Origin of the sequence: Limnohabitans sp. JirII-31, assembly GCF_002778315.1 — a bacterium.
Taxonomy (GTDB): Bacteria; Pseudomonadota; Gammaproteobacteria; order Burkholderiales; family Burkholderiaceae_C; genus Limnohabitans.
In genome coordinates, this window is record NZ_NESA01000001.1 from 603,697 (window position 1) to 622,006 (window position 18,310).

21 protein-coding genes are annotated in these 18,310 nt (G+C 54.1%); 10 read left to right on the forward strand and 11 right to left on the reverse strand.

Annotated features, from left to right (window positions below):
* Positions 1 to 103: 103 nt before the first annotated feature.
* A complete protein-coding gene (locus tag B9Z41_RS02885) occupies positions 104 to 769 on the forward strand; it encodes a glutathione S-transferase (RefSeq protein ID WP_100144774.1) in 666 nt (221 codons plus the stop codon).
* A gap of 9 nt (positions 770 to 778) precedes the next feature.
* On the opposite strand, the gene B9Z41_RS02890 is transcribed toward B9Z41_RS02885, so the two are convergent.
* Both B9Z41_RS02890 and B9Z41_RS02895 read right to left on the reverse strand, forming a co-directional pair.
* Positions 779 to 1,942, reverse strand: coding sequence for an MFS transporter (locus B9Z41_RS02890; protein ID WP_100144776.1), 1,164 nt, complete (start codon positions 1,940 to 1,942; stop codon positions 779 to 781).
* Between the two features lie 2 nt (positions 1,943 to 1,944).
* The gene (locus tag B9Z41_RS02895; RefSeq protein WP_100144779.1) at positions 1,945 to 2,952 is read right to left on the reverse strand and encodes a D-2-hydroxyacid dehydrogenase family protein; all 1,008 of its coding nucleotides are present in this window, start codon (positions 2,950 to 2,952) and stop codon (positions 1,945 to 1,947) included.
* Positions 2,953 to 3,004: 52 nt separating this feature from the next.
* On the opposite strand from B9Z41_RS02895, the gene B9Z41_RS02900 reads away from it, so the two are divergent.
* Complete coding sequence (locus tag B9Z41_RS02900) at positions 3,005 to 3,520, forward strand: DUF1993 family protein (protein ID WP_100144780.1); 516 nt, start codon at positions 3,005 to 3,007, stop codon at positions 3,518 to 3,520.
* A gap of 60 nt (positions 3,521 to 3,580) precedes the next feature.
* Here B9Z41_RS02900 and B9Z41_RS02905 read toward each other — a convergent pair whose 3' ends face one another.
* Together B9Z41_RS02905 and lexA are read right to left on the reverse strand one after the other, a co-directional pair.
* Positions 3,581 to 3,826: a hypothetical protein gene (locus B9Z41_RS02905; protein WP_100144782.1), complete on the reverse strand. Its 246-nt coding sequence runs from the start codon at positions 3,824 to 3,826 to the stop codon at positions 3,581 to 3,583.
* Between the two features lie 13 nt (positions 3,827 to 3,839).
* Positions 3,840 to 4,514, reverse strand: a complete 675-nt coding sequence (gene lexA / locus B9Z41_RS02910) for a transcriptional repressor LexA (RefSeq protein WP_100144784.1) — start codon at positions 4,512 to 4,514, stop codon at positions 3,840 to 3,842.
* Between the two features lie 94 nt (positions 4,515 to 4,608).
* On the opposite strand from lexA, the gene B9Z41_RS02915 reads away from it, so the two are divergent.
* Positions 4,609 to 5,571, forward strand: coding sequence for an asparaginase (locus tag B9Z41_RS02915; protein ID WP_100144786.1), 963 nt, complete (start codon positions 4,609 to 4,611; stop codon positions 5,569 to 5,571).
* Positions 5,572 to 5,602: 31 nt separating this feature from the next.
* Here the strand turns inward: B9Z41_RS02915 and adk are convergent, their stop codons facing one another.
* The 6 genes from adk to B9Z41_RS02945 all read right to left on the reverse strand — a co-directional run bounded on the left by adk (position 5,603) and on the right by B9Z41_RS02945 (position 9,332).
* Positions 5,603 to 6,259 (reverse strand): adenylate kinase, encoded by a 657-nt coding sequence (adk, locus tag B9Z41_RS02920; protein ID WP_100144788.1) that lies wholly within the window; start codon positions 6,257 to 6,259, stop codon positions 5,603 to 5,605.
* Positions 6,260 to 6,324: 65 nt separating this feature from the next.
* Positions 6,325 to 7,086 (reverse strand): 3-deoxy-manno-octulosonate cytidylyltransferase, encoded by a 762-nt coding sequence (gene kdsB / locus B9Z41_RS02925; RefSeq protein WP_100144790.1) that lies wholly within the window; start codon positions 7,084 to 7,086, stop codon positions 6,325 to 6,327.
* Complete coding sequence (locus tag B9Z41_RS02930) at positions 7,087 to 7,269, reverse strand: Trm112 family protein (protein ID WP_100144792.1); 183 nt, start codon at positions 7,267 to 7,269, stop codon at positions 7,087 to 7,089.
* Entirely contained in the window at positions 7,250 to 8,260 is a 1,011-nt protein-coding gene (lpxK, locus tag B9Z41_RS02935; RefSeq protein ID WP_100145123.1) for a tetraacyldisaccharide 4'-kinase, read from the reverse strand. The genes B9Z41_RS02930 and lpxK overlap by 20 nt, the downstream gene beginning before the upstream one ends.
* A 7-nt stretch (positions 8,261 to 8,267) precedes the next feature.
* Positions 8,268 to 8,690 carry a biopolymer transporter ExbD gene (locus B9Z41_RS02940; RefSeq protein WP_100144794.1) on the reverse strand — a complete coding sequence of 141 codons (423 nt, stop codon included), beginning with the start codon at positions 8,688 to 8,690 and terminating at the stop codon, positions 8,268 to 8,270.
* 15 nt (positions 8,691 to 8,705) lie between these two features.
* The gene (locus B9Z41_RS02945; protein WP_100144796.1) at positions 8,706 to 9,332 is read right to left on the reverse strand and encodes a MotA/TolQ/ExbB proton channel family protein; all 627 of its coding nucleotides are present in this window, start codon (positions 9,330 to 9,332) and stop codon (positions 8,706 to 8,708) included.
* 234 nt (positions 9,333 to 9,566) lie between these two features.
* Here B9Z41_RS02945 and xseA point away from each other — a divergent pair, with 234 nt between their 5' ends.
* Together xseA and B9Z41_RS02955 are read left to right on the forward strand one after the other, a co-directional pair.
* The gene (gene xseA, locus B9Z41_RS02950) at positions 9,567 to 10,865 is read left to right on the forward strand and encodes an exodeoxyribonuclease VII large subunit (RefSeq protein ID WP_233202477.1); all 1,299 of its coding nucleotides are present in this window, start codon (positions 9,567 to 9,569) and stop codon (positions 10,863 to 10,865) included.
* A gap of 36 nt (positions 10,866 to 10,901) precedes the next feature.
* Complete coding sequence (locus tag B9Z41_RS02955; protein ID WP_100144798.1) at positions 10,902 to 11,483, forward strand: superoxide dismutase; 582 nt, start codon at positions 10,902 to 10,904, stop codon at positions 11,481 to 11,483.
* A 65-nt stretch (positions 11,484 to 11,548) separates the two neighbouring features.
* On the opposite strand, the gene B9Z41_RS02960 is transcribed toward B9Z41_RS02955, so the two are convergent.
* On the reverse strand, positions 11,549 to 11,992 hold the full coding sequence (locus tag B9Z41_RS02960) for a DUF192 domain-containing protein (RefSeq protein ID WP_100144800.1): 444 nt from the start codon (positions 11,990 to 11,992) through the stop codon (positions 11,549 to 11,551).
* Between the two features lie 109 nt (positions 11,993 to 12,101).
* Between B9Z41_RS02960 and icd the strand changes: the two genes are divergently transcribed.
* The 5 genes from icd (at position 12,102) to purD (ending at position 18,293) form a co-directional block, all read left to right on the forward strand.
* Positions 12,102 to 13,358, forward strand: coding sequence for an NADP-dependent isocitrate dehydrogenase (icd, locus tag B9Z41_RS02965; RefSeq protein WP_100144802.1), 1,257 nt, complete (start codon positions 12,102 to 12,104; stop codon positions 13,356 to 13,358).
* A gap of 79 nt (positions 13,359 to 13,437) precedes the next feature.
* Positions 13,438 to 13,785 (forward strand): ATP-dependent Clp protease adapter ClpS, encoded by a 348-nt coding sequence (gene clpS / locus B9Z41_RS02970; RefSeq protein WP_100144804.1) that lies wholly within the window; start codon positions 13,438 to 13,440, stop codon positions 13,783 to 13,785.
* 56 nt (positions 13,786 to 13,841) lie between these two features.
* Positions 13,842 to 16,172 (forward strand): ATP-dependent Clp protease ATP-binding subunit ClpA, encoded by a 2,331-nt coding sequence (gene clpA, locus B9Z41_RS02975; RefSeq protein ID WP_100144806.1) that lies wholly within the window; start codon positions 13,842 to 13,844, stop codon positions 16,170 to 16,172.
* Positions 16,173 to 16,284: 112 nt separating this feature from the next.
* Positions 16,285 to 17,004 (forward strand): YebC/PmpR family DNA-binding transcriptional regulator, encoded by a 720-nt coding sequence (locus tag B9Z41_RS02980; protein WP_100144808.1) that lies wholly within the window; start codon positions 16,285 to 16,287, stop codon positions 17,002 to 17,004.
* Positions 17,001 to 18,293, forward strand: coding sequence for a phosphoribosylamine--glycine ligase (gene purD, locus B9Z41_RS02985; RefSeq protein ID WP_100144810.1), 1,293 nt, complete (start codon positions 17,001 to 17,003; stop codon positions 18,291 to 18,293). Before B9Z41_RS02980 ends, purD begins: the two co-directional genes overlap by 4 nt.
* Positions 18,294 to 18,310: the final 17 nt, after the last annotated feature.

Below are 18,310 nucleotides of genomic sequence, written 5' to 3' on the forward strand. Positions count from 1 at the left end.
TCTCTGCGCTGGAAAAAGAGGCTATGAGCTTGGTCTACCTACCCATCTCCTCTTGATGTCTGTGCAAGAATATTCAAGTAAAAAGTCAATTTTGGAGACATCTATGACCCTCAAGCTGTGCGGCTTTTCAGTCAGTAATTACTACAACAAACTCAAAATTCAGCTTCTTGAAAAAGGCGTTTCGTTTGAGGAGGAATTGGTGTGGGTGAATCCGGTCGATCCAGACACCTATCGTCGATCGCCGATGGGAAAAGTCCCTTTTTTGGAGACGCCTCAAGGCTGCCTGTCGGAGTCGGTGGTGTGTGCCGAATACATTGAGTCGGCCTATCCACAGTCACCTCTGTTGCCCACGGACCCCTTTGCGGCAGCCAAAGTGCGTGAGTTGATTGTTTATTTGGAGTTGCACATTGAGTTGGTGGCACGTGAGCTGTATGGCCAGGCCTTCTTTGGCGGCAAAGTCAATGAGGCAACCCAAGAGCGCGTGCGCAAACAATTGACCAAAGGCGTCGAAGGCTTTGCCAAGCTCACCAAATTTTCGCCTTATGTGGCGGGTGACAGCTTCACATTGGCCGATTGCTCAGCCATCGTGCACTTGCCTGTGGTGTCGTTGGCAACCAAGTTGGTATTGGGCGAAGACTTGTTGGCAGGATTACCTGTCAAGGAATACAGCAAACGCATGGCGGAAAGAACCTCGGTGCAGCAAGTCAATGCAGACAGAAAAATCTGTTCAGAGTTGATGGCTGCACGCTACGCCAAGCCTGCGTCCTGAGAAATCAGCTCAGCGTGTGGTTGTCCGGTGCGCAGCACGTGCGGCTTGAAAGCTCAGAACCAAGGCCAGCACCATGCCGGACCAGCCAAACCAGTGAAGTTGTTCTATGGCGTGGTTGCTGATGAGCCAACCCCCGCCTGCGGCACCAATTGCCTGTCCCAGGTAAATGGCCGAGGTGTTGAGGGCAACAGAGCCGGAAGCCAAAGAAGGTGCAAGTTGAATTAACCGAGCTTGTTGTGCTGAGTTGCAAGCAAACATACCCAAACCCCAGGGCACCAGAATCAAAGCCGCCAACCATACGGTGCTGCCTAACGACCAAAGCAATAGGCTGACCGACATCAAGAGCAAACACAGGTTCACGGCACGTGCGCTACCCATGCGGTCAATGTGACGCGAAATGAGCATGTTGCCCAGCAAGCCACAGGCACCAAAACAAGCAAACAAGGCACTCAACTCGTTGGGGCTGGTTGCTAAAGTTTGTTTGAAATAGGGCGCGAAGTAAGCGGTCAGAACAAACTGCCCGGAAGCGCTCAAGACAGTGACACCAACGGTCATCATCAACGGCATGGAACCGAAGGTTTGGCGCCATGCCGACAAAGACATAACGGGCGGTGACAAGCCTTTGGGTATCACGAGCCAGACCCAAATCGCGCTGACCAAAGCCAAGCATGACTGCAAGCCAAACACGACTCGCCAGCCATAGACTTCGCCAACCCAGGCTGCTGTCGGCATGCCAACCACGGAAGCGACAGACCAACCGATGAAGATGAATGTGATGGCTCGACCACGGTTTGCAGGGCTCGCCAATTGACCGATACATGCCGCAGCTTGAGGGGTGAAGATGGCTGGGGCGACCATGGCCAACACACGCATCCACAAGATGTATTGAAAACTTGGCATGAGCACGCACAGTGCATGGGCGAGTCCATACCAGAACATGACCCAGCCGAGCAGTTGTCGTCGATCACGTTTACCCAAAATGGTGGCAAATACAGGTGCACTCAAACACATCAAGACTGAGCCTGCGGTGATCAGAAAACCGGCCTGCGCCACTGAAATTTGCAGGTCATGGCTGATGTCGTTCAGGGAACCTGGAACCATCAGAACACCCAACCCGATGACAAAATTTCCGAAAAGGAAACACCACAAAACGGCCGGCGTGGCGCGATTCATGGTCAACGCCGAACTTGCAGTGCGCCTGGATTGACGATGTTGGTGGGCGTGCCTTTGATGAAGTTCACCACGTTGTCAAACGCAGTACCGAAATACAACTCGTAGCTGTCTTGTTCCACATAGCCAATATGCGGCGTGCAGATGCAGTTTTCCAAACGCAACAATGCATGGCCTTGCAAAATAGGCTCACTTTCAAACACATCGATGGCGGCCATACCGGGTCGGCCTCGATTGAGTCCTGCGAGCAAGGCATCGGGTTCAATCAACTCGGCTCGTGAGGTGTTGACCAGCAAGGCGGTAGGCTTCATGCGTTGCAAGTCGGCGGCAGTGACAATTCCGCGTGTGGCCTCATTCAGACGCAGATGCAGACTGACGACATCCGACTCGGCAAAAAACTCTTCACGTGAAGCGGCCACGTTCAAGCCTTCTTTCAAACCACGTTCGCGCGAAGCTTCACTGCCCCACAATAAAACGCGCATACCAAAAGCTTTGCCATAGCCAGCCAGTAGTTGACCAATCTTTCCGTAACCCCATATGCCCAGAGTTTTTCCGCGTAACACCTGGCCCAAGCCAAAGTTGGTTGGCATAGAGCCAGCTTTCAGCCCTGCTTGCTGCCAAGCACCATGCTTCAAGTGGCTGATGTATTGAGGAATGCGACGCATCGCGGCCATGATCAGGGCCCAAGTCAACTCAGCAGGCGCAACGGGCGAGCCAAAGCCTTCGGCGACCACGATGCCACGCTCGGTACAGGCGGCCACATCAACATGGCTGCCGACTTTGCCTGTTTGTGAAATGAGTTTGAGGTTAGGCAACTTCTCGATCAATTGACGTGTAATTTGGGTGCGCTCACGGATGAGGACCAAAATTTCAGCATCTTTGAGACGAACGGAGAGTTGGCCGATGCCTTTGATGGTGTTGGTGTAGACCTTGGCTTGATACGGGTCAAGCTTGGACGCGCAGTTCAGTTTGCGGACGACGTCTTGGTAGTCGTCTAGGATAACGATGTTCATGTTGCAATTGTGCCTTGTCACTCGATGGGGCAATTGTCGCTCGGAGTACTCCATGTCTATTTCTATGTCTTCTGCCAGCGTGCCTGTTTTTCAAACGATGTTGACCAATTTGAGCCATTTGCTGGCCAAAGCCCAAACCTATGCGGAAACAAAAAAATTTGATCCCGTTGTTTTGACCCAGTACCGATTGGCTCCAGACATGTTGCCGTTCACGCGACAGGTTTTGATTGCCTGCGATGCCTCTAAGTTGTGCGTTGCGCGTTTGTCGGGCTTGGAAGCTCCGAAGTTTGACGACACCGAGACCACTTTATCTGAGTTGATGGTGCGTATCCAAAAGACCATCGATTGGATCAAAACAGTGCCTGCCTCTGCGCTAGATGGCAGTGAGCTCAAAAGCATCACCTTTCCAGTAGGCAAGGACAAAACACGCACCATGACCGGGGAAGACTATCTCAAGCATTGGGCTTTGCCCAACTTGTTTTTCCATGTCACCACGGCGTATGCGATCTTGCGACACAACGGTGTGGACCTTGGCAAGGCTGATTACTTGCTTGGCCCAAATGCCTGATTGCCGTTGAGTCACACGCTTCTGGGGAGCGCCAAGCTTCATCCCAGTGCGTGAGTGTGTTCAATGTCTGTTTTCTAATTCGGCCAAGCGGTCAAGTTCAGCGCATACATCGGCCATGCGACCAGAAATGACCATGCGGCCTGCGTTGTGGCGGCTTTGTTGGGCTTCCATCACGCGTGCCACGCGCAGTGGTAGAGGACGTTTGGCGGAGGGGGTGCTTTGCAAAGCTTGTGCAGGCAAAAAGCTTCGGACAGTGTTTTGCAGCGGGTTCAGCAGGCGGTAAGCGCCAAAGAGGGCAAGGCTCATGGTAGATCTCTCTTTACATCAACATGGTGTTACGAATCAATCCGACAGCGAGACCTTCAATTTCAAAGGGCTCACCAGGTTCGACCACGATGGTTTGGTAGTCGGGGTTTTCTGCTTCTAGCTCGATGCGAGTGGCTGTACGGCGAAAACGTTTCACCGTGACTTCATCGCCAAGTCTGGCCACGACAATTTGCCCGTTTCTTGCGTCACGCGTAGATTGCACTGCCAATAAATCCCCATCCATGATGCCGGCGTCTCGCATGGACATGCCACGGACTCTGAGCAAGTAGTCTGGTTTGTGCTGGAACAAGCTGCTCTCAACGTAATAAGTTTGGTCCACATGCTCTTGGGCCAAGATCGGCGAGCCTGCAGCAACTCGCCCGACCAAAGGCAGGGCCAGTTGGGCCAAACTTTGCAAGGGCAGGGTGAACTGCTGAGACAAAGAGTTTTGCATGGAGCGCAGGTTTTGGCCTTTCAGGCGAATGCCGCGCGAAGTGCCGCTTACCAATTCGATCACGCCTTTACGAGCCAAAGCTTGCAGATGTTCTTCGGCTGCGTTGGCAGATTTAAATCCCAGCTCGTTGGCGATTTCAGCCCGCGTAGGAGGTGATCCCGTGTTGGCAATAGCCGATTGAATCAGCTCCAAAATTTGTTGCTGTCGTGGGGTGAGTTTTGGCGTGTCATTCATCGATGCGGCTCCTGCACAATGTGAGTGTCTTGAATACAACTGTCTGCATATCCAGTAACTGTATTTTTAACCAGCTTTTTAGGTTTGGCAAGCGATGAATGTGAAAAAAAGCAAAAAAATCGTGGTTTTGGCCACAGGTGGGACGATTGCCGGCTGGGCAGACGATGTCGATCGAGCACAAAACTACCGGGCAGGACAGATCGGAGTGGCTCAATTGCTAGACAAACTCGAGGCGAGTGCTCATACCCTTGTCTCTGAACAACTGGCCCAGATAGACAGCAAAGACGTGGACGATGAGTTGTGGCGCTGCCTGGCTGAACGTGCCGCGCATTGGCTGGCGCAGTCCGATGTGCAAGGGGTCGTTGTGACGCATGGCACAGACACTTTGGAGGAGACAGCTTATTTTTTGCAAACTCTGTTGCGCCCTACAAAGCCGTTGGTATTGACATGTGCCATGCGAGCAGCCAACGCGCCAGACAGCGATGGTCCTCGTAATCTACAAGATGCCATCGCTTTGGCCGCAAGTCCAAGTGCGATCGGTGTGCTGGTCGTATGCGCTGGTGAAGTGCACGCCGGGCAGGAGGTTCAAAAGCTGCACAGCCAGCGCTTGAACCCATTCAGTTCGGGTGAATTAGGACCGATCGGTCGCATGCAAGCGGGACGCTTCGAGCGATTGCGTGATGTGTGCGTGACCGCCGAACAGGGGGCCATGCCCACGCTGAGTGATGTTCTGGCCTGTGCGCCCTGGCCTCGTGTGGTCTTGGTATTGAGTCACGCAGGCGTGACAGGCGAGATGGTGGAGGCTGTGCTTGCCAGCCAGCCGCCCGATGGTTGGGTGGTTGCGGGCACAGGCAACGGCACCGTCCACAAAGCCTTGCAAGCTGCATTGGAAAAAGCACACACCCGAGGAGCCATGGTTGTGCGTGCGTCACGATGTGCATTGGGGGGCGTGCAAGACCGAACGGATGATGTGTTTGCACATGCCGGCACATTGACTGCGGTGCAGGCTCGCGTAGCTTTAATGTTGGTTTTGATTGCCAAGAAAAAGGCCGCTTAAGAGCGGCCTTGAGCGGGGTCAAGCACAGGTTTTAGCTGGCCAAGGCTGCGAACGCACGCTCTTTGATTTCGTCTACTGAACCGATACCGGCAATGGCGCGGTACTGAGGTGCCGCAGCGTCTCCCGTTTTAGCCCAGTTGGCGTAGTAGTCGACCAAGGGGCGCGTTTGGGCACTGTAGACATCGAGACGTTTTTTGACAGTTTCTTCTTTGTCGTCATCGCGCTGGATCAGTGGTTCACCCGTGACATCGTCTTTGCCTTCAACTTTGGGTGGGTTGAATTTGACATGGTAAGTGCGTCCACTGGCGACGTGGGCACGACGTCCGCTCATGCGATCGATGATGGCGTCAAATGGCACATCAATTTCTAGCACGTAATCAAGTTTGACGCCAGCAGCCTTCATTGCGTCAGCTTGAGGAATGGTGCGTGGGAAGCCATCGAACAAAAATCCTTTGGCGCAATCGGCCTGCGTGATGCGCTCTTTGACCAAGCCAATGATGATGTCGTCACTGACCAAGCCGCCAGCGTCCATCACTTTTTTAGCTTCAATACCCAATGGGGTGCCCGCCTTGACGGCAGCACGAAGCATGTCACCGGTTGAAATTTGGGGAATGCCATATTTCTGGCAAATGAAGGTGGCCTGTGTGCCCTTACCGGCACCTGGGGCGCCCAACAAAATCAGTCTCATGCTTCTTCCTAGAATTTGCTTGTTTGTTCTCTGGTGAGGATAGCATGCGATCCCCTTGCAAAGTCTTACGCGGCGCTCTCAAAAAGAGCACGAACGCGAGCCAAGTCTTCCAACGTGTCAACACCCGGTCCAGGTGAGTCCGTGGTGACGTGGACTGCAATTTTGTGGCCGTGCCACATGGCCCGCAGCTGCTCCAAGGACTCCGTAAGCTCAATCGGTGCTTGGCTCAATGTAGGAAATTGGCGTAAAAAACCAACCCGGTAAGCATAAAGCCCCACATGACGCAAAGGTGCGGGATCAGGCAGGCGGGTGATTCCTTGTGCGAAGCCATCACGCCACCAAGCAATGGGGGCACGACTGAAGTACAGCGCCGTATTGCGTGCATCCAGCACTACTTTGACAACATTGGTGTTACGTAAGTCGTCAACAGTGTCGATGGCGTGCGCCAACGTGCTCATGCTGCAATCTGGACGTGATTGGAGAAGGGCCGCGGCGGCATCGACAGAGCTTGGATCGATCAGAGGCTCATCACCTTGCACATTGACAACGATGTCTTGGTCGTGCAGTCCTAACAGCGTACAAGCCTCTGCCAGGCGATCACTCCCAGAAGGGTGATCGTCGCGGGTCAGGATGGCTTCGATGCCATGTGATGCGCAAGCAGACCGAATGCGCTCATCATCAGCGGCAACCACAATCCGTGAAGCACTGGACTGTGTGGCTCTTTGAGCCACACGAACCACCATGGGCAAGCCCGCAATGTCTGCCAAGGGTTTATCGGGCAGGCGTGAAGAGCCCATGCGAGCTGGGATCAAAACACAAAAAGACATTCAGGATTCCAGCTCTTGGTCGGTCAATACGCGTGCTTCATGTTCAAGCAGCACAGGGATGCCATCGCGCACTGGGTAAGCCAATCGGGCACTGCGAGAAATTAACTCTTGTCGCTCGCGGTTGTAGTCGAGTGGGCCTTTGGTCACAGGGCAGACCAGCAGTTCAAGTAGTTTGGAGTCCATGGTGCGATGATAACTTTGAGTCCAAGCGTGCATCAATGGCTTGCAGCAATTCGGGTGGCAAGGTCGTGAGCAGCGGGACGGCCCAAACGGTGGGATGCAAGGGCCATAGCTTGACGGCATCTTTCTCTGTGCACAACACATCACCTAAGCGCTCATTGATAACCACGTCGCGCATGTCAGCGTGATCTGCCAGCGCTTGGGTATTCGTCAACGACAGGCCTTGCGCCGCGAGCATGTCAAAAAAGACCTGAGGTTTGGCAATACCCGCAATGGCTTGCACAGGTGTCATCCGCAAATCTTGCAAGCTGCGCTGCGTGCCGTCTGCGCGTACCGCAAAGTGAGCCAGTTGCTTGCGCACTTGGTAGCGCGGCGAAGAGGGCGTGGCAGCGCTGGTGAGTTCAAACCGATTGACATCAAGCGCAGCAGCACGCGGCCATGGCTCACGCAGAGGGCCGGCAGGCAGCAGCCAGCCGTTGCCGACATCTCGTTCATCAAACACACACACCTCAATATCGCGTGCCAAGGCCAGGTGCTGTAAACCGTCGTCACACACCAGCACTTGGATGTTTGGGTATTTTTGCAACAAGGCTTCGCCAGCTGCTGCGCGGTCAGCAGCGACCCAAACGGGCACGCCACAGCGGCGGGCAATCAGCAGTGGCTCGTCACCCACATCTTGCGCTTGACTACTGGCGTGAACCTCTCGCTGATCGCGTGTTGTGCGTCCATAACCGCGCGACAGTACGCCGACATGGAGACCGCGTTGGCGCAAGTGCTCCACCAGCGCCATCACCACCGGTGTTTTACCGACGCCTCCCACCAAGACATTGCCAACGACCAAGACGGGCACGGGTAAGTGTTGGGATTTGAAAACGCCCAAGCGATAAAGCCACTGCCGACTCCTGACCAGGCATCCAAAACAGGCAGATATGGGCCACAAGATGCAGGCTAAAAGCCCTCGCTTGAGCCATACCTGTGTCAGGACCTTGCGCATGTGGTCTTTAATCGGATTTGCCAGCCAGCTGGGCGGCAAAAGTGAGTTGGCTCAAGCCGTTGCGACGCGCTGCCTCCATGACCAGCATCACAGACTGATGGCTGGCTTGGGCATCTGCACTGATGACGACCATCGGGCTTTCTAAACCTTGCGTTGCTTGCGTGAGTGCTTGGCTCAGGCTTTGCACATCGCGCCCAGGAATTAGGGTTCGGTTCACGCTGTAACGACCATCGCTACTCACTGACACCAAAATTTCGCTAGGACGGTCTTTTTGCAGTGCAGCGTCGGCGACAGGAAGGTTCAACTGCATTTCAGTGAACTTGCTGTAGGTGGTGGACAGCATCAAAAAAATAAGGACCACCAACAGCACATCAATGAACGGGATCAGATTGATCTCGGGTTCGGGAGAGTTAGATCGATGAAATTTCATGCGGCGTTCACGAACTCAACGGAGTTTGTTGCGCAAGGAGAGCAAATGGCGGGCAAAGCGCTCGGCATCGAGTTCAAGCCCTAAGACATAAGCGTCCACGCGCGCACGTAAATATCGCCAAAACATCAAGCTGGGAATGGCCACGATCAAACCAAAAGCTGTGTTGTACAAGGCCATCGAGATACCTTGCGCGAGTTGCGCGGGGTTGCTGCCACCTGGTGTTTGTGCGCCAAAAATATCAATCATGCCAATCACTGTGCCCAACAAACCCAGCAGCGGTGCCGCAGAAGCGATGGTGGCCAAGGCGGAGAGGTTTTTATCCAGTTCGTGCGCAGCTTGACGACCCGCAACCTCCATGCTGTAGCGTAAATCTACATCATTGATACTTTGATTAGCTTGCAAGGCATGCCAACCACTGGCCAAGACCTGGCCCAAAAAGGAGTGGTGCTCAAGCTGAGCCATCACATCGACGCTGGGCAGACTGTGTTGCGAGGCCAAAATAGCTTGGTCGAGTAGCCCTTGCGGTGCCACCAAATGCACGCGCAAACTGAGCAATCGTTCGATGATCAGGGCCAGGGCCACCACGGAACAGCCTAATAGGGGCCAAATCGGCCAACCAGCCGCTTGTATGATCGACAGCAATGCGCAACTCCAATGAAACGACGTCGCGATTATCGCCCACCGTTTCATGCACATTTACTGTGGATAACTTTGTGGGTAAGTTTCAATGCAAGCGCCTACAAGCCGCATGAATGGCCGTTTCCTACAAAATGATTGAATTTTCAGCGCAAAAAATGCCAATGAAATCAAAAACTTACACCGACAGCTCGACATTGTTGGTCGATTTGATCTCTCATCCACTCAAGGTTTCGTTCTGTGGATGAGTTCAGCTTGTCAGGTCCGGAAACCATCGGTTTGACGCCGCGAATTTGGGCGGTTGGCGCGCTGTGCCGCGCCATTGCTGATGCTTTGGAAGCGCGTTTCAATCCAGTTGCGGTACGCGGAGAGATTTCGGGCTTCACACGCGCATCCAGCGGGCATTGCTACTTTTCGCTCAAGGATGGACAGGGTCAATTGCGTTGTGCCATGTTCAAACGCGCCGCCCAGTTGTTGGATTTTTCTCCAGCAGATGGTGAGTTGGTCGAGTTGCGTGGTCGCCTGGGTGTGTATGAGCCACGTGGTGAATTGCAGCTGATTGTGGAAAACATGCGCCGCGCGGGCCAAGGTGCATTGTTTGAGCAATTCTTGAGGCTCAAATCCAAGCTGGAGGCGGAGGGCTTGTTTTCTGTAGATCGCAAGCGTGCGATTGCCAGCCAGCCGCGCTGTATTGGGGTTGTCACCTCGTTGGGGGCAGCGGCCTTGCATGATGTGGCGACAGCCTTGCAACGACGGGTGCCACACATTCCGGTGCTGCTTGCTCCATCGCCCGTACAAGGCTCTGAAGCGGCACTTGGTTTGGTTCGCGCTATTCAAGCCTTGATTGAGCACCCCCAAATGGATGTGATTTTGTTGGTTCGAGGCGGCGGTTCAATTGAAGACCTGTGGGCTTTCAATGATGAAACTTTGGCACGCACCATTGCGCAAAGTCCGATCCCCGTGATTGCGGGTCTAGGGCACGAAACAGACTTCACCATTGCCGACTTTTGCGCTGATTTACGTGCCCCCACGCCGACAGCTGCCGCCGAATTGTGCGCCACCTCACGCCAAGAATTACTGGACAATTTACAAGCTTGGGCAAACGTCATTCAGACCCTGATGGGACGCCAACTGGACACCCAGACACAACGCTTGGACAGGGCGCAAGCTCGTCTGGGACGGCCTTCACAAGGTCTGACACACGAAAAAATGCAATTGCTGGGCATGCAGCAAAGGCTACAAACAGGTTTGCAAAATCATCTACAACGCCAGCAGCACGCCTTGACGAACTTGGCAAACAGTTTCAACCGAAGTCTGGAGCAAGCACCACATCAAGCGCGCGAGCGCTTGCAGCGTGCCGCTTTGCGGCTTGAGCTATTGGATCCTAAATTGGTGCTGCAACGTGGGTTTGCCTGGTTAAGCAACACCGATGGGCGTGCCGTCACATCCGTCAAGCAAACCCAGATTGGGCAGCCCTTGCAAGCAACCCTTGCGGATGGCGTGGTTGAATTGCAGGTCACTGCATCACGTGAGATATAGTTTTTACAATCCGTTTTTTTCACCTCAGAGGACTTCATGGAACATACGCTCCCCGCATTGCCATACGCCATCGACGCATTGGCTCCCCATTACTCTCAAGAAACCTTGGAGTTCCATCATGGCAAGCACCACAACGCTTATGTGGTCAACCTCAACAACCTGCAAAAAGGTACTGAGTTTGAAAGCATGTCGCTGGAAGAGATCGTGAAGAAATCCAGCGGTGGCATTTACAACAACGCCGCCCAAATCTGGAATCACACCTTCTTTTGGAGCTGCATGAAACCACAAGGCGGCGGCGAGCCCACAGGTGCTTTGGCTGCAGCCATCAACGCCAAGTTCGGCAGCTATGCAGCGTTCAAAGAAGCTTTCGTCAAGAGCGCTGTCGGTAACTTTGGCTCAGGCTGGACTTGGTTGGTCAAAAAAGCCGACGGCTCTGTGGACATCGTCAACACGGGCGCAGCAGGTACCCCGCTGACTAGTGCTGATAAAGCCTTGTTGACTGTGGACGTGTGGGAACACGCCTACTACATCGACTACCGCAATATGCGCCCTAAGTTTGTTGAAACCTTCCTCGACAAACTCGTGAACTGGAGTTTTGCTGAGAGCAACTTCGCCTAAATTCTGCGTATTTAGAAACAAAAAAGCCGACTCAAGGGTCGGCTTTTTTGTTGTGGCAACTTATTTCAGGGTTTGAACGGTGTACCACCCAAGCGAGTGCCGGCTTTGAAACCTTTTTTGGCAAACCAGCCTTGGTGCATTTCCAGCACGAAACGCACAGGCTTGGTTGAGCAGTGCGCGTCGGTAGTTTGTGGCTTCATATCAGCCAAGTTCACGATGGTGCCGTCATCGGCGACAAAAGCCGCGGTAAGAGGTAACAGCGTGTTTTTCATCCAAAAGCACTGCGCACTGGGCTGCTCAAACACAAACAACATGCCTTCGTGTGTAGGCATCTCCGCGCGGTACATCAGCCCGATGCTGCGTTGTTCAGGCGTTTGTGCCACCTGCGCGTCAATTTGGTACATGCCTGCCTGCAACTTGATGCGGGGCAAGTTGGTTTGTGGCCCATCTTGGGCCATCGCAACCAAGCTTGTGAAGGTGATCAGGAGAATATGGATGAGGCGTTTCATGTGCTCATTATCTGGTGGTCTAGTGTCGCCAAAGCTGAGTCCTGTAAGTCGATGTCGTGAGTCGTGTCACTAGAATCAGGCCGAAATTTCACCATTCGGAGCGCTATCCATGTCTTACTTGCACATTCAAGTGCCAACCCAAGGTCAAAAAATCACGGTCAACGCCGACATGTCGTTGAATGTGCCTGATCAACCCATCGTGCCTTTTATCGAGGGCGATGGTGTGGGGCAAGACGTCACCCCGGTCATGCGCCAGGTGGTGGATGCTGCGGTGGCGCGTGCCTACGGCGGCAAGCGGCAAATCCATTGGATGGAAGTGTTTGCCGGCGAGAAGTCAACACGTGTGTATGGCGCCGATGTGTGGCTGCCTGACGAAACCACCCAAGTCTTACGCGATTACGTGGTTTCGATCAAAGGCCCACTCAATACCCCCGTGGGTGGTGGCATTCGTTCATTGAATGTGGCCTTGCGTCAAGCCTTGGATTTGTATGTTTGTTTGCGCCCTGTTCAGTATTTCAAAGGCGTTCCGTCCCCATTGAAGGAGCCTGAAAAGACCAACATGGTCATTTTTCGAGAGAACTCTGAAGACATATATGCGGGCATTGAGTACGCAGCCGAAAGCGTAGAAGCCAAGAAATTGATTGCGTTTTTGAACCAGGAGATGGGGGCTACCACGATTCGTTTTCCCAACACCTCGGCCATTGGTATCAAGCCCGTGTCCATTGAGGGCACAGAGCGCTTCATCCGCAAAGCCATCCAATACGCGATTGACCATGACAAACCCAGTGTGACCATCGTGCACAAGGGCAACATCATGAAATTCACCGAAGGCGGTTTTCGTGACTGGGCGCTGGCTTTGGCGCAAAAGGAATTCGACGCCAAGCTGATCGACGGCGGGCCGTGGTGCCGCATCACCAACCCTAAAACGGGCAAAGGCATCATCATCAAAGACGTGATCGCGGATGCTTTCTTGCAGCAAATTCTGATGCGTCCTGCCGAGTACTCTGTGGTGGCAACCTTGAACCTGAACGGCGACTACATTTCCGACGCGGTGGCCGCGCAAGTGGGGGGCATTGGCATTGCGCCGGGCGCCAACCTGTCTGACACCGTGGCCTGTTTTGAAGCGACTCACGGTACCGCGCCCAAGTACGCCGGCAAGGATTACGTCAATCCGGGCTCCATGATCTTGTCGGCTGAAATGATGTTGCGTCACATCGGCTGGACCGAGGCAGCAGACCGCATCATTGACGCCATGGAGGCCGCCATTGCAGCCAAACGGGTGACCTATGACTTTGCGCGACTGATGGATGGTGCCACCCAAGTGAGCTGCTCAGGCTTTGGCCAAATCATGATTGACCACATCTAAACCTTGTGCGTTTTAGCAAAGCAATTAAGCCCTGCCTAGGCGGGGCTTTTTGCCACAGGGGCATCGATAGAATCACCCCATGCCCAGCAAAAAACCAACGCCCAAAGTTCAATTGCCCGACCGCGACGATGGCGGTTCGGTTGTTTTAGAGCGTCGCACCCAACGCACCGAGCCACCCCAAATGTTTCAGGTGGTGATGCTCAATGATGACTTCACACCGATGGAGTTCGTGGTCATGGTGTTGCAAGAGTTTTTCTCGAAAGACCGCGAAAGTGCGACGCAGATCATGCTCAAGATTCACTTGGACGGCAAAGGCGTTTGCGGGGTGTACAGCAAAGACGTTGCGGCCACCAAGGTGGAGCAAGTCATGGATGCCGCCCGCAAAGCGGGTCATCCACTGCAATGTTTGAGTGAGCCTGTTGAATAAATGGCTTTCGTTTCCATATACAGTCAAAGCACAGTTGCAAGCCGGAAGGAAAACACATGATTGCCCAAGAACTTGAAGTCAGCTTGCACATGGCCTTTGTAGAGGCCCGTCAGCAGCGCCATGAATTCATCACAGTTGAACACTTGTTGTTGGCTTTGCTCGACAACCCCAGTGCCGCAGAGGTACTGCGTGCCTGTTCTGCCAACATCGATGACCTGCGCAAGTCGCTAGCCAACTTCATCAAAGACAACACGCCCCAGGTCGCAGGTACCGAAGAAGTCGACACGCAGCCCACCTTGGGTTTCCAGCGTGTGATTCAGCGCGCCATCATGCACGTGCAATCCACGGGCAATGGCAAAAAAGAAGTCACAGGCGCCAACGTCCTGGTGGCTATTTTTGGTGAAAAAGACTCGCATGCCGTGTACTACTTGCACCAGCAAGGTGTCACGCGACTTGACGTCGTGAACTTCATTGCCCACGGCATCAAAAAGACAGACCCGCCCGAGCCAGTCAAAGGCTCAGACATCCCTCAAGGGGAGGGTGAAGAAGGGGGGGCGCCCGAAAGGAATGAAAAAGCATCCCCTTTGGAGCAGTTCACTCAAAACCTCAACCAAATGGCCAAAGACGGCAAGATTGATCCGTTGATTGGCCGTGAATACGAGGTCGAGCGCGCCATCCAAATCCTGTGCCGTCGTCGCAAAAACAACCCCCTCTTGGTGGGTGAGGCTGGCGTGGGTAAAACCGCCATTGCCGAAGGCTTGGCATGGCGCATCACACAAAACGATGTGCCCGAGATCTTGGCTGAAGCCGTGGTGTATTCCCTGGATATGGGGGCACTGCTTGCTGGAACCAAATACCGTGGGGACTTTGAGCAACGTCTCAAAGGCGTGATCAAGTTACTACAAGGCAAGCCCAACGCAATTTTGTTCATCGACGAAATTCACACCTTGATTGGTGCAGGCGCTGCCTCGGGCGGTACTCTGGATGCGTCCAACTTGCTTAAGCCTGCGTTGTCTAGTGGTCAACTCAAGTGCATCGGTGCCACCACGTTCACCGAATACCGCAGCATCTTCGAAAAAGATGCAGCTCTGAGCCGTCGTTTCCAAAAAATCGATGTGGTGGAACCTACCATCGAGCAAACGGTGGACATCTTGAAAGGGCTGAAGTCACGCTTTGAGGAACACCACAACGTCAAGTACGCCGTGGCCGCCTTGCAAGCGGCGGCTGAGTTGAGCGCCAAGTACATCAATGACCGCCATTTGCCTGACAAGGCGATTGACGTGATCGACGAGGCGGGTGCGGCTCAGCGTATCTTGCCTGTGTCTAAACGCAAGAAAACCATCAGCAAGGCTGAGATTGAAGACATCGTGGCCAAGATCGCCCGTATTCCACCGGCCAACGTGTCCAACGACGATCGCGGCAAGTTGCAAACACTGGAGCGCGACCTGAAGAGCGTCGTCTTCGGCCAAGACAAAGCGCTGGAAGTACTGGCCTCTGCGGTCAAGATGGCGCGCTCTGGCCTGGGTAAAAACGACAAGCCGATCGGTGCTTTCTTGTTCAGCGGCCCCACCGGCGTGGGTAAAACCGAAGCTGCTAAGCAGTTGGCCTACATCATGGGTATCGACTTGATTCGCTTTGACATGTCTGAGTACATGGAGCGCCACGCAGTGAGTCGACTGATTGGTGCGCCTCCTGGCTATGTCGGCTTTGACCAAGGTGGTTTGCTGACCGAAGCCGTCACGAAAAAGCCGCACTGCGTGTTGTTGCTCGACGAAATCGAGAAGGCTCACCCGGACATCTTCAACGTGTTGTTGCAGGTGATGGACCATGGCACGTTGACTGACAACAATGGCCGCAAAGCCGATTTCCGCAATGTGATCTTGATCATGACCACCAATGCGGGGGCTGAAACCATGAACAAGGCCACCATTGGATTTACCAACCCACGGCAAGCGGGCGATGAAATGGGCGACATCAAACGCTTGTTCACGCCGGAGTTCCGCAACCGTTTGGATGCCATTGTGGGCTTCAAGGCCCTGGACGAAAACGTCATCATGCGTGTGGTCGACAAGTTCTTGCTCCAATTGGAAACCCAGTTGGCAGAAAAGAAAGTGGATGTCACCTTCAGCGACAAGTTGCGCAAACACTTGGCCAAGAAAGGCTTTGACCCCTTGATGGGCGCCCGTCCGATGCAGCGTTTGATTCAAGACACCATTCGTCGCGCCTTAGCCGATGAACTTTTGTTTGGTCGCTTGACCGAAGGTGGCCGCTTGAGTGTGGACATTGACGACAAAGACGAGGTGTTGCTAGACATTCAGCCTTTGCCCAAGAAAGAAAAAGGCGCAAAAGTTGAGCCTAACTCGTCAGAAGAAACCGCTGCGGGTTGAACCTGGGCGACGCACAACGGATAAGCGGCTGGCAACAGCCGCTTTTTCTTTGCTTTTCACAAGATCTGGTCACGTAAAATCGTACCCAGTTTCAATCTGCAAAGGACATCACGTGGCGGGACATAGCAAATGGGCCAACATTCAGCACCGCAAGGGGCGACAAGACGAAAAGCGTGGCCGCATCTGGACCCGACTCATCCGTGAAATCATGGTGGCAGCCCGCTTGGGTGGTGCTGACCTGGACATCAATCCGCGCTTGCGACTGGCCATTGAAAAGGCCAAAGCGGCCAATATGCCTGCGGACAACATCAAGCGCAATATTGACAAAGCCACCGGCAACCTGGAAGGCGTGAACTACGAAGAGATTCGCTACGAGGGTTATGGCATTGGCGGCGCCGCCATCATTGTGGACACCATGACCGACAACAAGGTGCGCACCGTGGCTGAGGTGCGACATGCGTTCAGCAAACACGGCGGTAACTTGGGCACCGAAGGCTCGGTATCCTTCCAGTTCAAACACTGCGGTCAGTTGATTTTTGCCCCCGGAAGTAACGAAGATCAGATCATGGAAATCGCGCTAGAAGCAGGTGCCGACGATGTGATCACGGGTGATGACGGCGCGATCGAAGTGCTGACGGCTCCTACTGAATTTGAGTCGGTACAAAAAGCGCTAGAGGCTGCGGGTCTCAAGCCCGAGGTGGCTGAGGTGACCTGGCGTCCTGAAAACACGATTGAACTCAACGGCGACGACGCCATCAAAATGCAAAAAATACTGGATGTGTTGGAAGACCTTGACGATGTGCAAGAGGTCTATCACAACGCCGAACTATGAAAATATTGGTCATTGGCGGCGGTGGCCGCGAACACGCACTGGCTTGGAAACTTGCCCAGTCACACAAAGTTCAAGCCGTGTATGTCGCACCTGGCAATGGAGGCACAGCACGCGATAAGCGGCTACAAAACGTGGCCCTGACGGATGTCAAGGCTTTGCGTGAATTCGCTCAGTCAGAACGCATCGAGCTCACCGTGGTGGGGCCAGAAACGCCATTGGCCGCTGGCGTGGTGGATGAGTTTCGCGCCCATGGCCTGCGTATCTTTGGTCCCACGCAAGCAGCGGCCCAGCTGGAAAGCTCTAAAGCTTTCAGCAAAGCCTTTATGAAGCGTCACAACATCCCCACCGCGGAATACGAAACCTTCACAGACCCCGCCGCTGCGCACGACTATGTCAATGCCAAAGGCGCCCCCATCGTGGTCAAGGCCGATGGCTTGGCTGCAGGCAAGGGCGTGGTCGTGGCCATGAATCTGGCAGAGGCCCATGAAGCGATTGACTTCATGCTGGTCGACAACACTTTGGGCGTCACCCACAATGCGGGTGGCGCGCGTGTCGTGATTGAAGAGTTTTTACAAGGCGAAGAAGCCAGCTTCATCGTGATGTGTGATGGTAAAAACGTGTTGCCTTTGGCCACCAGTCAAGATCACAAACGCTTGCTGGATGCCGACGAAGGGCCCAACACCGGCGGCATGGGGGCGTATTCTCCAGCACCTGTCGTCACGCCAGAGGTGCATGCGCGCGCCATGCGTGAAATCATTTTGCCAACCATCCGTGGCATGGAGAAAGACGGCATCGTATTCACAGGCTTTTTGTACGCGGGCCTGATGATTGACGCCCAAGGTAAACCCAAAACACTGGAATTCAACTGCCGAATGGGTGACCCCGAAACCCAACCCATCATGATGCGTTTGAAGACGGATCTGGTGGATGTCTTGATGGCTGCCACGGACCCGAATGCACAGATTCGATTCGACGACTTAGAGCTCGAGTGGGATCGTCGCAGCGCGGTTGGCGTGGTCATGGCAGCACATGGTTACCCCATGCATCCACGCAAAGGCGACGTCATTTCAGGCCTCCCACAAGACGCTGACGATGTGGTGGTGTTCCATGCCGGCACAGAAATGAGTGGTGGTCACGTGCGTACTTCGGGTGGACGGGTGCTTTGTGTGACGGCGTTGGGTGGCACCTTGAAACAAGCTCAGCAGCTTGCGTACGAGACCGCACAAGACATTCACTTTGATGGACAGCAATACCGCCGCGACATTGGCTATCGCGCCATTGCTCGCTGAACTACGCGTAGCCAACG

What these genes read in the sequence shown, in the direction of transcription:
- B9Z41_RS02885 (WP_100144774.1), top strand. Translation starts at nt 104, where the DNA reads ATGACCCTCAAGCTGTGCGGCTTTTCAGTCAGTAATTACTACAACAAA.
- B9Z41_RS02890 (WP_100144776.1), bottom strand. Translation starts at nt 1,942, where the DNA reads ATGAATCGCGCCACGCCGGCCGTTTTGTGGTGTTTCCTTTTCGGAAAT.
- B9Z41_RS02895 (WP_100144779.1), bottom strand. Translation starts at nt 2,952, where the DNA reads ATGAACATCGTTATCCTAGACGACTACCAAGACGTCGTCCGCAAACTG.
- B9Z41_RS02900 (WP_100144780.1), top strand. Translation starts at nt 3,005, where the DNA reads ATGTCTATTTCTATGTCTTCTGCCAGCGTGCCTGTTTTTCAAACGATG.
- B9Z41_RS02905 (WP_100144782.1), bottom strand. Translation starts at nt 3,826, where the DNA reads ATGAGCCTTGCCCTCTTTGGCGCTTACCGCCTGCTGAACCCGCTGCAA.
- lexA (WP_100144784.1), bottom strand. Translation starts at nt 4,514, where the DNA reads ATGAATGACACGCCAAAACTCACCCCACGACAGCAACAAATTTTGGAG.
- B9Z41_RS02915 (WP_100144786.1), top strand. Translation starts at nt 4,609, where the DNA reads ATGAATGTGAAAAAAAGCAAAAAAATCGTGGTTTTGGCCACAGGTGGG.
- adk (WP_100144788.1), bottom strand. Translation starts at nt 6,259, where the DNA reads ATGAGACTGATTTTGTTGGGCGCCCCAGGTGCCGGTAAGGGCACACAG.
- kdsB (WP_100144790.1), bottom strand. Translation starts at nt 7,086, where the DNA reads ATGTCTTTTTGTGTTTTGATCCCAGCTCGCATGGGCTCTTCACGCCTG.
- B9Z41_RS02930 (WP_100144792.1), bottom strand. Translation starts at nt 7,269, where the DNA reads ATGGACTCCAAACTACTTGAACTGCTGGTCTGCCCTGTGACCAAAGGC.
- lpxK (WP_100145123.1), bottom strand. Translation starts at nt 8,260, where the DNA reads ATGCGCAAGGTCCTGACACAGGTATGGCTCAAGCGAGGGCTTTTAGCC.
- B9Z41_RS02940 (WP_100144794.1), bottom strand. Translation starts at nt 8,690, where the DNA reads ATGAAATTTCATCGATCTAACTCTCCCGAACCCGAGATCAATCTGATC.
- B9Z41_RS02955 (WP_100144798.1), top strand. Translation starts at nt 10,902, where the DNA reads ATGGAACATACGCTCCCCGCATTGCCATACGCCATCGACGCATTGGCT.
- B9Z41_RS02960 (WP_100144800.1), bottom strand. Translation starts at nt 11,992, where the DNA reads ATGAAACGCCTCATCCATATTCTCCTGATCACCTTCACAAGCTTGGTT.
- icd (WP_100144802.1), top strand. Translation starts at nt 12,102, where the DNA reads ATGTCTTACTTGCACATTCAAGTGCCAACCCAAGGTCAAAAAATCACG.
- clpS (WP_100144804.1), top strand. Translation starts at nt 13,438, where the DNA reads ATGCCCAGCAAAAAACCAACGCCCAAAGTTCAATTGCCCGACCGCGAC.
- clpA (WP_100144806.1), top strand. Translation starts at nt 13,842, where the DNA reads ATGATTGCCCAAGAACTTGAAGTCAGCTTGCACATGGCCTTTGTAGAG.
- purD (WP_100144810.1), top strand. Translation starts at nt 17,001, where the DNA reads ATGAAAATATTGGTCATTGGCGGCGGTGGCCGCGAACACGCACTGGCT.